This is a genomic window from Legionella longbeachae (assembly GCF_004283175.1).
Classification (GTDB): Bacteria; Pseudomonadota; Gammaproteobacteria; order Legionellales; family Legionellaceae; genus Legionella; species Legionella longbeachae.
In genome coordinates this window covers 41830-53690 of the sequence record NZ_RXNW01000011.1, presented here as the reverse complement: position 1 = coordinate 53690, position 11861 = coordinate 41830, and the positions used below count along the sequence as shown (strand labels likewise).

Below are 11861 nucleotides of genomic sequence, written 5' to 3'. Positions count from 1 at the left end.
GAACAAATTAACCCCGGGCACTAACCCGGGACAAATGTTCAGCTCATAAAATGCAGGCTCCAGTTAATTAAACGCCACCCACCATAGGTTAATCCCAGGAGCCACTCCAGAAACAGGGGTAGGAGCACACTTGGTAAACTTACCTTCTGCATTTAAAGTACATCGATATACATCACCGTATAATGAAATAGCAGTGCCAAAATCTGCTACATAAGCATATTGGGTTCCACCGAAAGTTTCAAAAGCTACTGTTCTTGGGCTCCAGTCATATGCTCCAGGACCTGGTGTTTCTGAGCACACATTAAATGTTCCATCAAGATTTAAGCTGCATCGAAATACATCACCATTATCATCGGAGACATAAGCATACAGATTCGTATCAAAGGTCGCAAAAGTTATTGATTTAGGCAACCAGTTAGGTGCTCCAGAAGCAGGTGTAATAACAGTACAGGTATTAAATGTGCCATTTGTAGAACCACCGAAATTTAAACTGCATCGATATACATCTCCCGTATCACTTGCTACATAAGCAAATTGAACCCCACCTATAGTCGCAAAAGTTGTAGATACAGGCATCCAGCCAAGGGTTGAAGTAGCCGGCGTCGTAGGCGCGCAGGCATTAAAAGTCCCATCACTTTTTAAACTACATCGATATACTTTGGCAAAATCATCCGATACGTACGCGTACTGAATACCACTAATTGTTGCAAAGGTTATCCCAGCTGCATATGCATAAACAGCTCCTGTCGGGGTTAACGCATTACAGATATCAAATGAACCTTCTGCATTTAAAGTACACTGATAGACAATACCATTGGGCCAGGATGCAACATAAGCGTATTGAATACCATTCACCGTTGCAAAAGCTATGGATTCAGGAACCCAGCCAGGAACCCCCACGGGATGTGCAGGCCCGCATCCGTACAATGTACCATCAGAATTTACATGACATTTATATACAACCTGATTGAAACCCGATGCCACATATGCGTATTTTTGCTTCGTAAGAGCAACCGTCAAAATCTCACAACTGGTACCAGAACCCACACCATTTAAACAGAGCTTGATACTGACTGGTCCCGGTGCACCTATAAGCGTAAGGTTCGCAGGAACTGTATCACTAACAGAAAAAAGATAATAACCATTATTACCTGGACTCATATGTGCCACAGTATATCCTGGAGTCAATATTTGTATTCCAGCTTTAGGGTAAGTCCAATTCGGAGTCACGGTAGTGATGGTTAATGTGTCTACGTAAGCAGAAACTTTAAAAAAATTTCCAGGGCGAATACTTGAGTCCTTGTTTTCTGCCCAACTTGATTGTCCGTAGAGTAAGAGAAAAGCGATACCTATCAATAACATCCTTTTTATCATGTTTAATTCCTTTATTTGAAGCAAGCTACATTAAATGATTGATAGTACAATGCAATCAAACAATAGCTCAAGTTTTTTGTTAGGATTACAGGCGTATTGCGTCACAATTACTCGGTAAAAGTACCCGAGATAAAAAATCATTAAATTTAATGATTTTCATAATACGTCTTCAAAGAAAGCAAGTATAAATTAACATGTTCACTGCAGTTAGTGGAACACCAACTTTTATAAATTCAAAAAATCCAAATCCTTTCATTCCTCGTTTCTCAATACTTTGGATAATGATAATGTTACTTGCAGCACCTATTATCGATAGATTCCCTGCAATTGTACTTCCTGCTGCTAATGCAAGGTACTGGGAATCAGCTGCATGGTGGTTTATTAATAAAGGCAGATACAAAGCGACTAAAGGAACATTGGAAAGAAATTGGCTAAAAATTAAACTAATGAATAAAATCGCTGGAATTTGTGTTACCGTGAGGTGAAATTGATTGATAGTGGTTTGAAAAAAACCGCTATCCCATACGCTTTGTATTAGTATAAACGTACTTGCAAAAAAAAGTAATGTCCCCCAATCCAGCTGCTTTAATAAAATCCATCTTTGCTTGCAAAGTAAAATCGGTACCGCTGCAATTAGAGCAATATAACTAAAATTAATATGCAAAGAGGTATGCATCACATCCGTGATTATTTTAGCAAATACCAAGAACAACATAAGCACCAGGCTTATTTTCACAAGTATTATCATTGGATAATACTTAATTGGCCCGGGGACTGGCTTCTCGATGGGTTTGTTTAAAGTGTGCTTATAAATAAAATAAATAAAGAAATAAGTCACAATGAGATTAATTAAGGTTGGAATTATCAACGTCTTAACAAACTTCAGAAATGGGGATGACAATCCCCCCTGTACCGCAATAAGTAAATTTTGTGGATTACCTATTGGACTTATAACACTACCGATAGTAATTGCAAATGCCAAAGCAAAGAGCAGGGGTTTGGTTATATGTTTTTGGGATTTGCCTAATTGTAAAATAATAGGTGTACCCACAATAGCAATGGTATCATTCATCAATAAAGCAGCGCTGAAACCAAGAACAAATACAATAACTAACAAAGCGTGTTTTCCTGTTACCGCACGAAAAAAAATACGATCCGTTACACGCTCCAAATAACCACTTTCTTCTGCTGCCTGGCAAATCAAAAACATTCCAAACAAATAAAACATCACATCAGGCTCAATAGCAGAAAGTGCCCGCAAGGGTGATATTTGTTGAAATAAAATGGATGCTAAGGCGCCTATAGTCATGAATCCCCATATGGGGATGGGCATTTTAACAAGATGTCGCAATGCAATAGCAACTAAAACTATTAAGAGAATAAGAACCGCTATTGGCATCCACCCACCCTAAAATTTTTAATTAATTATCAAAAAACCTAATGTTGAAAATCATTAAAAACAATTAATTTTAGAATATTTGTTTCACATAAGATCTTATGCCTACAAAAATAAGGTATTTTAATTTCAAGGAGGGAACATTATGTCATCAGAATTATTAAGTCGAAGAGATTTTCTTAAAAAAGTGGGGCTAATTCTTGGAGGGGTGCTAATAACCGGACCCTTGCTCACAAAATCCCTATTTGGTGCTGGAGAAAAAATTGCCAGCCTAAATAAAGGAGGAGATATTACCCCAGATGAAGATTTAATGAGAGAACATGGTGTTTTGCGACGCATCATTCTTATTTATCGCCAAGCGATTCATCGGATAAATGAAGGGCAGGAGTTAAATCCGGCCATCATTAACAAATCAGCTGCTATAATTCGGAGTTTCATTGAGAACTATCACGAAAAGCTCGAAGAAAATTTTATATTTCCTCGTTTTGAAAAAGAAGGCCAATTAATTACTCTGGTAAGCACACTAAAAACACAACATCAGGTGGGACGAAAATTAACTGATACTGTATTGGAATTTTCTAAACCAAGACAATTTAAATCACATAATAAAGAGTTGGTTAATATTCTATTTCAATTCATTAATATGTACGAACCGCATGCAGCAAGAGAGGATACAGTCCTATTTCCAGCACTTAGAAATATTGTTTCGGATAGCGAATATAAAGAAATGGGTGAGCAATTTGAAGCTGAAGAACATAAGCTTTTTGGAAAAAGTGGCTTTGAGGGCATTGTTTCCCAAATTGCAGAGATAGAAATGGGATTAAATATTTATGAGTTGCCGGAATTTACACCTGAATAGTTTCGTTTTTATCCAGGTGAATTAGTTCTGAAAAGATTAAAATGAAAACAATAAGATGTATAAAAAGAATATTTTCAGGACTTTTTTATTTATCCAGGTTGCAAATATCCAGGTTATGTCCCTCTAACTCAAAATTCATACCTTGTTGAATTGCTTCAATACGCAATATTTTAATTCTTCTCGTGATTTCATGGCCTATATATTTCGAAGCCAGCTCTTTAGTGTTAATAGATGTTGCTGCATGAAAAGCATTACGTATTTTTTCAACATAGCCCGGTTCCTGGGTATAACGTCCAAAGACATGTAAGCACTCGTTGAAACGCTCCTTGTTTTGAAAAGCCCCCATATTTGTCAATAAAATCAAGATCTCTGGTGCATCCAGTTCAGATAAACGTTGGAACTGTGGCAAATTTTTAATTGCTAATAATGCCAAATCGCGGTATTGGTTTGATAAGTTAAATTGTTTACAAAATTTAGTTACTTCTTCTTGAGTCAGATCAAGCATTAACGCAGCAAAACGAACAGGAGCCGAATTTTTATGATCCGCAGCTCGTTGCATGGCATTGATACCAGGACCCGGTGTTTTTATATAAGGAAATAAAATACGATCTGCGCTGCACTTTTTCAAGACATCGAAAAATTTTTCTGGATGAGGCCCCTTAATTGCCCGCTCCATTTCCATCCAAATCCTTTCATTTCTTAGTTCACTGACTTTGCCCTCAATAACCATTTGGGTCATGAGTTCCATTGTTTCTGCAGCTACTTCAAATCCCAAACAAGCAGCAAAGCGCGCAGTACGTATTAATCGTAGAGGATCGTCAATGAATGCAGGTGATATATGCCGGAGTATACGGTTTTCCAAATCAACCTTTCCATTGTAAGGATCAATTAATTCACCCATTTTTTCATCCTCAACTGGGAAAGCCATAGCATTGATTGTCAGGTCTCGCCTTTTTAAATCGTCTACTATAGTAATCGAAGAAGATGTATCGAATTCAAAACCACCATGCCCATAGCCTGTTCGTTCTTCAAGACGGGCAAGTGCATATTCTTCTTTGGTCTCAGGATGCAAAAATACAGGGAATTCGCTTGTTCCGTGGTTATTCGGTACTGGTTTATAACCAAGTTTCAGCATTTCATCCCGAGTTCCCCCTACAACAAGCCAATCGTTATCTTTGGGAGCAAAACCAAGTAATTTGTCACGCACTGCGCCGCCTACTAAATAAATTTTCATAACTTACAAAAAGATTAATTTCACAACAAGAAGATCATTTTATATTCAATTTGGTAATAATTCAAGCGTGCTTCTTGTTACAGTAATCCCTAGAGAGCCGAGTAAAGATGTTAACTTCAATTTTTTGATAATTTGGTGATACTTGCATGAGTCAATAAAGCAAAGACTTTTCATTTGCATTTTGTTCTAATGCATGGCCGACATGTTAGAGAAGTTACTTACTGATATTGAGCATAATACAGCATAGACGTACTTTGGAGAGGGAGCATCCTTGCCCATACGCCAAGATTATGGGGAATACAGGCAGGAGCAAAAGTGTTTTAAACTTGTTTCATGCTTTTTTCTATACTGCTACTAACTTCTTCCATTGCATTAGCGATAGGGCCTTTTGCAGCACTATGGGCAAAAATACCTGCTTTACTTGCAACACCAACACCAATACCCACCGTGGCTGCTAAACCTACAGCGACTCCGGCTGTCATAGCAATCCCCGCAGCAGTCATGATTCCGCCAACAGCTGCAGTTGGGAGGGTAAGCGGCGAGGACACACCAAAGGTAAGCACCGTGATTGCAATAGAGGCAGCAACTAACAGAATACCCGCGATACATAGCAACGCGCCCCCTACTATTGGTCCCCATGGTCGGTTCTTTCCAAATGCATCTTTTATATTACTATTATGCTGCTTCAAGGCATCTGTGCTATCAGGATTGTTAATTAAGGTCGTTGTATCTTTTAAATATTTAGTTATTCTTGGCAAATCACTCGTACTTATGTCACCATTCTCCTTGAGCTTCTTGACGGTAGTTAAAAGGTTCTTGACCGCATGATTTACTTCGGGATTTTGGGGATTGGTTTTACCTAATTCAATATAAGACTTGAGATACTCGATTCGAGTCTCTAAGAGTTGCCCATATTTGATTAAAAAAATATCTTCATTAAGTATTTTAAACAATAATTGAACCTGCTCATTGGATAGTTTATTAAAATTCTCATCGTCTAATGCAAGTTCTATAGCCCTTAAATACGCCTCAAGTGCTTTTAGAGGATTAATTGCTAAAAACATTTGAGCACGTTCTAAATCATCAGTTATTGTATTATTCTCATTATATATATTCTTTAAACTGCCTATACTGAGTATTAGTTGTTCTTGATCTAAAGTGATAGGCTTCCGTACCGATTCACAAAGCCCATCAATCGTCACATAATTCGTTATAAACGTAAACTCTGCTGCTTCTTTATTAAACCACGATAATTTGTCATTTTCTTCCAAACTATCTAACATTTGTTGGCTGTAACCAATAAATATTGCCTGGATAAATAGTTTTGCAATGAGTTGAGGATCATTATTTGCTTTCCCCAGCATTTTTTTGTAATTATCTTTATTTTGGTGATTAATTGCGTCAATCAATTTTTGATTTAAGGCAGTTTTATCTTCATTTAAAACCCCAGGTAGAACCGCATCGAGCAAAGATTGCATATATGTACCTATGCTATTGGGTTCTTGCACATACTCCTTAAAATTTTCATAAGTGGGCAAGGGAATTTTAAACTCATCGAGTATGCGGGAAAACTCACCAGCTGTTTTGCTTTTACTGTGTTCGATGACGTTATAAGGTTGGTTTTTTTTTGCAGTTGGGCTTGTATCTAACGGAGATCGTAAGTGCGTTTCTATGTGAGCAAGAAAAAATTTTTTAAAATTTTCTTTATATATTTCGAAACTCATGGTACGTCTCCTATTTAATTCAAAAAAATATCTTACTCAGCATGAGCAAAATAAGCCAATTATTACCAATAATAATACAACCACCTTAAGCAAGTATTAATAAAACGGGCTTCTCATTCATAAATAACAGATATTTCACCCGCTGCTAATTTAATGAAATATTACTGCAAATATACGTGCACGTTTTTATTGAAATTTGATATTGCGGGCCGACAAATCATAATGATCTATAATCAAGTAAATAAAGCTCTCTATTGCTAAGGTTTAACTCCTATGTTTTTAAATATTACAGCAGCACAATTTCCAGATGTGACGCTTAGTGATATTGAATACAGCCAAAATATATATCAAAGTATTGATTTTAGTTTTGGTGAGGATGCAGATATCGCAATCAATAAAGATACTTTGGTAAAATTCGTAAATAAATTTAAAAAAATTCATGGAGCTCATCATAAGCCTATTGAAGGAATTATTACATTAGGATCAATGAGGCACGTTTCCCCAGATACCATAAAATTGCTTCTTACCTCAGAAGATTTTATTAATATGCTTGATAATAAAAGCTTCCTCAAATTAACAGTAACTGCTGACGAAATTGTAAACTTCGTACTCAGTAACCCTAAACTAAAAGCCAAACTTGACGATATTGAGCCCTTGATAGATAAGCAAAAATTTAAAAATTCTTGTACTGCAAGGGCAATATTAAGGATACTTCTTGAAAGAGGGTATATTGATCAAAGTAATTATACTCCGAGTAAGGAACTAGAAATATATAAACAAATTTGGCTAGAGCCAGGCAAAGTTGCATCCCCAGAAAAGATTGTCGCCTACTTCCAAAAACATCATCTCAATGTAGTTGGTATTGAAATAAAAGAGTTATCTAAATCGGTACGAAATAAGTATTCAAGAGATATGATGATCACCTCACTCTATTCATTGTTCAAGAAAAATGTCCCTGTAAGAAAAAAATTAACGCTTACAGAATTAAGCGAAGCCGATTTTCCTGAAGGAATAACCATGCTTATTGTGATAAATACAGGAGTACTTCATACATTGTTAGGCAAAAAGCATCATGGACAGTTTGTCGTTACCGACCCTCAATTTGGTGATGAAAAAATATATAATGGGTTTATGGATTTTCTTGAGAGGGAAAGAAAAAATATGGGTGTTTTTTTTGAGATTTTATCAAATACCCAAGAAAATTTTAGGCCATAAGATGGGTATAATCTAATTTACGTCAATTCGATGTAACTGCACAAGAATCAACCATTAAGTTGCATGAACTTCAAAGAAAGCTTTTTAGGTTGTAACGAATAAGCAGAAAGTCCTGCGACAATATTTACCATGAAGTTAGCTATTGAACGATATCTAAAATGCTCGATTTGAGATATATTTTTGAGTTGATCGATAACTGTCTCTACAATCACTCTTTTGCGTAATAGATATTTCTCAAAAATGGGCATTAATTTATTTTTCATGTTCTTCTTCGTAATTAGCTGAACTCCCCTAACAAATAAGTCGTCAAATAAAGATGGAGATATATAAGCTTTATCTCCAATTAATTTACCCATTAATCCTTTTGCTAACTCAGAAACGACAGTTCTATCATCAGTGATTGACTGGGTGAGTTTAAACGCCATTCATTCGCCTTTATCGTTAATAAGGATATGAAGTTTAAAGCAAAGTCCCAGCCCATTGTTGATTTTGACTTCTTAGCGAACCCTTGAAATACTTTATTTGAATTGGCTCTTTTAACATGACAAACACTAATAGTTGTTGAGTCAACAAAATAAATACCCGTCTTTGTTTTTGATTGATAATAAATAAAATAAATTAGAGACAACAATGCTGATTTTTTTACTTCGACAAAACGATTGTAACTTAGCATATTGGGAAAATGGGAGTTAGGACTTTACTCAACATACTTTCATAATAAGCGTTGAAATCACGATAATGGGATTGGTGAAAGTGAATCACTATGGCCATAACTTATGACATTGACATACTACACCTAGTTCTTCGAATCTTTGCAGATACAGCCAATAAATGGCACTCAAATTCAGGCATAAAATCTTTACAAAAATCATCGACAATACAGAATAATTCTATTAATTTACATATCTTAAGACCTTTTGTTTCTACCCATTAGCGTTTTCGGCTATGTTCGCCAATTAAACAATTATATCAAATTGACGTTAATTTGGGCTTCTATACTTGGAGGACAATTTAATGGGTTGGCAAGTGATAAATCTTAAAAATAAATCAAGATCTAGAAAATGATATTTTCGAAATAAAATGTCTTGGTATCCATCATATAGTAACGCCATAAAAACTGACGTTACTATAAAACCAAGAATACTTTTGTTTTAAATTTATAATTCTTTAAAGCGTGGAGGATGGCAAAGGTGATTTTTTTAAAAAAGTAACAATTAAATTTGAGTCTTTCATTTTTGTAGTCATAGAGTTTGGATCATACCCTTTGGGTAATTGAAATGCTTGACTGTAATTGCTCTGAGAATAACTGACACTTTTATTGTTATCATATTCATGAGTAATTTTTTGCGTTACGTTTGAGCTGACTATTAGTTGTCCCTCTTTAACAGAAACATCAACTTTACTATCAGCACCTTTGGGTAACTTTATTTTATAAACAATCTCATTTTTATTTTCTTTAATTTCAATAGTACCTGTACTACCAAAAAGATTCTGATTGGGTTGATTTACAAGGTTATTTTGCATTTGTGAAAATTGACTTTTAATAAATTGATCCATAGCTTGTTGCATTTTGTCCATTTGTTTCAGAACATCATTAGTTGATTGAAAAAAAGGATCGTTATCAAATGGATCTAAAGATAATTGAGCATTACTATGTTGCACTTGATTATTTTGTTTCGGCTCAAGCGCCATCGCTCCTGCTGATATCACAGTGATAAGCGGAGCAGAGATTAAAATAGGAAGCAGTTTCTTTTTCATTGAAATCTCCTTTAATAATTAATTACCTAATTGAATTCTGCAGCGACGAATCATCCTTATCATTTTTACTTTCCTCATCCAAAGTGCCTTTCCAATGTTGGGCTACGCCCCTTGCGTTTTCTACTCGATTTTCTTTATTTTTTTCTATTTTTGGCCCATTGCTATGGGTTTCAGCCATTAGATCAAACATTTGTTGAGCAGTATATTTTTTACCATCATAACGTTTACCTTTAACCATATCAGGGGCCGCAACGATTTGTTCCCCTACTTTTGTAGTGGTCCATAAAAATTCTTGAAAGTTTCTAATAGACTCAATGTGTGTCTTTGCCAAATTTATAAATTCTTTCTGTCCATTTTTTCCTAGCTGGCTAAATAAAGGCATCCATTCCAATTGAACCACCTTATCTTTACGATCTCTTGTCGTTTCTAACACATTTAACACATTGATTAGCAGACAATATAAATCATCTTTACCTTTATTGTGAGTATTTTTCGCGCTCTCATCTTTTGAATTTGCATACAAACCAGTAACAAATTCATTACCTAGTACTGCAAAAGCCAATTTTTGGTGATCTAGAGCAACAGGGACATTTAATTCCTTTAACATCGCCCAGCATTCCCGTTCACCATATTTTGCATAGAGGGAACCACTACCATAATCAGGATTATTCCAGTAATGAGGAGTAATATTAGGATGGTAGTGTCGCCCACTTGCTCGCATTAAGGCTACTATTTGCAATGCTTTAATATGTTCGGGGCTTAATTCAGCCAGTTGCTTTTGCAAATGCCCAGGAAGTTCATTCTGGTTGCGCTTTAATAGATCAATTATATAAGGAAGCAATGCTGCAGAACGATTAGCATTATCAAAACCATGGGTTACCCTTTCTGGGCTATTAGGCATAATTTTACCACGGTTTAAAAGTTGGGCTTCATCAGCGTGCTCTAAAATTGGAAAACCTTTTAAATATACTTTTTCACCAATATACCCTGCAATTTCTTCAATGGATGATGAAAAATCCATACGTCCGCTCCTCTTGTTTTAGTAAGGTATGATGACAATTGGCCTTCAAGGTCTACGTGCCTCAGAAAGACAGAACAAGCGACACCCCAGGATCGTTTATTTGTTTTTCAAACTTGCGCCACCATTGATCTAATTTTACACACAAATGCTCCAGTTTACTGTATTCTCTTCTCAAAAAACGCATCCCGAAATAAGGCACATTCTTTTATAACCTAAATATCAAATATCATTAATCTTATGAAACTCGTCTATATATTTTACTGCTTGCAGTACTTGAGGTGCAATACTGATGCGTACTTGATATTGCTAGCAAGATAACGCTTTAACCTTGATTCCCAAATTAAGCTGGTTGAATTTTAACTATCAACACATGGGTTGTTTGAGTATTTATATTAGAATTTGAATCAAAAGCGCATGTGGGTTTGTTCTACTTTTGAGTCAATTTATTTTTTCTGGGAATAAAGATAACATTGCCGGATACACTGTTAATCTACTTCTTAAGCATTGCTTTTCCTAACCAGAAAAAACTGACCTCATGTGCAATTTTCCCTGAGTCTTTCGCTAAAATCCAGGCTTCAACTTCCTGACAGATATCATTGCCTATATCCTTTTCGTCTTGTTGTAAAAAAAAGGCGATTAACCATTTCATCTCCCTACTCCCTTGATGAGGTAAGTGGATAAAAGTTGTTTTAATTTCCTTCTCAAAAGGTAAATTCAAATGAATCAAAGTCGATTCTATATCAACCGCGGTATAAAATTGCTCCTTTTTATTTCCTATATATTCCCTGAAACGCGATTGAATTTCATAAATTCCACGATTCCCTCTGAATACAATTAAGCCTGACTCCCCACACTCTGCTATTTTCCTCACTACATAGGGAAGATCCAAAGACCAATAAAGACATTGGGAGGCAATAACCCAATCGAAAACTTGATAACCTGAATACCTTAAAAAATAGCTTTCAGCTGTACCGGCAAAAGTATTTATTTGAATGGGGATGGTGAACTTATTTTGCGAATACTCTAATAAAGCATTTTTACTAGGATCTACACCAGTTAAAGTGACTTTTGAGGGCATTATTCTGGTATAAGCATCAATTATTTTTTTTATTAAGGTGCCATCATGGCAACCTAAATCCAAAATATTCAGCTGATGGGAGGATGGAGAAAATCGAGCCCGCATTAAGTCAATAAGAAGGGATTTTTCACTGGCATGAGCAAAATAGGTTTTGAATAGCTCACGGCTGTCATAGATGGACATTGTTATTTGCTCCTTGTAC

9 protein-coding genes and 1 pseudogene are annotated in these 11861 nt (G+C 35.8%); 2 read left to right on the top strand and 8 right to left on the bottom strand.

The window, feature by feature from the left end; translation table 11 throughout:
- Window positions 1–63 precede the first annotated feature (63 nt).
- On the bottom strand, window positions 64–1374 hold the full coding sequence (locus EKG34_RS12060) for a hypothetical protein (RefSeq protein WP_003634352.1): 1311 nt from the start codon (window positions 1372–1374) through the stop codon (window positions 64–66).
- 169 nt (window positions 1375–1543) lie between these two features.
- Complete coding sequence (locus tag EKG34_RS12055; protein ID WP_003634351.1) at window positions 1544–2773, bottom strand: SLC13 family permease; 1230 nt, start codon at window positions 2771–2773, stop codon at window positions 1544–1546.
- Between the two features lie 142 nt (window positions 2774–2915).
- Here EKG34_RS12055 and EKG34_RS12050 point away from each other — a divergent pair, with 142 nt between their 5' ends.
- Complete coding sequence (locus EKG34_RS12050) at window positions 2916–3629, top strand: hemerythrin domain-containing protein (protein ID WP_003634349.1); 714 nt, start codon at window positions 2916–2918, stop codon at window positions 3627–3629.
- Between the two features lie 85 nt (window positions 3630–3714).
- Here the strand turns inward: EKG34_RS12050 and EKG34_RS12045 are convergent, their stop codons facing one another.
- Both EKG34_RS12045 and EKG34_RS12040 read right to left on the bottom strand, forming a co-directional pair.
- The gene (locus tag EKG34_RS12045) at window positions 3715–4863 is read right to left on the bottom strand and encodes a tRNA nucleotidyltransferase/poly(A) polymerase-related protein (RefSeq protein ID WP_003634347.1); all 1149 of its coding nucleotides are present in this window, start codon (window positions 4861–4863) and stop codon (window positions 3715–3717) included.
- A 320-nt stretch (window positions 4864–5183) separates the two neighbouring features.
- Window positions 5184–6587 (bottom strand): MFS transporter, encoded by a 1404-nt coding sequence (locus EKG34_RS12040; protein ID WP_003634345.1) that lies wholly within the window; start codon window positions 6585–6587, stop codon window positions 5184–5186.
- Window positions 6588–6860: 273 nt separating this feature from the next.
- On the opposite strand from EKG34_RS12040, the gene EKG34_RS12035 reads away from it, so the two are divergent.
- Complete coding sequence (locus EKG34_RS12035; RefSeq protein WP_003634342.1) at window positions 6861–7802, top strand: hypothetical protein; 942 nt, start codon at window positions 6861–6863, stop codon at window positions 7800–7802.
- A 47-nt stretch (window positions 7803–7849) separates the two neighbouring features.
- On the opposite strand, the pseudogene EKG34_RS12030 reads toward EKG34_RS12035, so the two are convergent.
- The 4 genes and pseudogenes from EKG34_RS12030 to EKG34_RS12015 all read right to left on the bottom strand — a co-directional run bounded on the left by EKG34_RS12030 (window position 7850) and on the right by EKG34_RS12015 (window position 11842).
- A pseudogene (locus tag EKG34_RS12030) lies at window positions 7850–8654 on the bottom strand (IS982 family transposase).
- Window positions 8655–8969: 315 nt separating this feature from the next.
- Complete coding sequence (locus tag EKG34_RS12025) at window positions 8970–9560, bottom strand: Hsp20/alpha crystallin family protein (RefSeq protein ID WP_003634339.1); 591 nt, start codon at window positions 9558–9560, stop codon at window positions 8970–8972.
- Window positions 9561–9582: 22 nt separating this feature from the next.
- On the bottom strand, window positions 9583–10581 hold the full coding sequence (locus tag EKG34_RS12020) for a SidE phosphodiesterase domain-containing protein (protein WP_003634338.1): 999 nt from the start codon (window positions 10579–10581) through the stop codon (window positions 9583–9585).
- A 490-nt stretch (window positions 10582–11071) separates the two neighbouring features.
- Window positions 11072–11842 (bottom strand): class I SAM-dependent methyltransferase, encoded by a 771-nt coding sequence (locus EKG34_RS12015; RefSeq protein WP_003634334.1) that lies wholly within the window; start codon window positions 11840–11842, stop codon window positions 11072–11074.
- Window positions 11843–11861: the final 19 nt, after the last annotated feature.

Bases quoted from the DNA above. Each gene is read 5' to 3' on its own strand.
- EKG34_RS12055 (WP_003634351.1), bottom strand. From the start codon at position 2,773: ATGCCAATAGCGGTTCTTATTCTCTTAATAGTTTTAGTTGCTATTGCA.
- EKG34_RS12045 (WP_003634347.1), bottom strand. From the start codon at position 4,863: ATGAAAATTTATTTAGTAGGCGGCGCAGTGCGTGACAAATTACTTGGT.
- EKG34_RS12020 (WP_003634338.1), bottom strand. From the start codon at position 10,581: ATGGATTTTTCATCATCCATTGAAGAAATTGCAGGGTATATTGGTGAA.
- EKG34_RS12025 (WP_003634339.1), bottom strand. From the start codon at position 9,560: ATGAAAAAGAAACTGCTTCCTATTTTAATCTCTGCTCCGCTTATCACT.
- EKG34_RS12050 (WP_003634349.1), top strand. From the start codon at position 2,916: ATGTCATCAGAATTATTAAGTCGAAGAGATTTTCTTAAAAAAGTGGGG.
- EKG34_RS12060 (WP_003634352.1), bottom strand. From the start codon at position 1,374: ATGATAAAAAGGATGTTATTGATAGGTATCGCTTTTCTCTTACTCTAC.
- EKG34_RS12015 (WP_003634334.1), bottom strand. From the start codon at position 11,842: ATGTCCATCTATGACAGCCGTGAGCTATTCAAAACCTATTTTGCTCAT.
- EKG34_RS12040 (WP_003634345.1), bottom strand. From the start codon at position 6,587: ATGAGTTTCGAAATATATAAAGAAAATTTTAAAAAATTTTTTCTTGCT.
- EKG34_RS12035 (WP_003634342.1), top strand. From the start codon at position 6,861: ATGTTTTTAAATATTACAGCAGCACAATTTCCAGATGTGACGCTTAGT.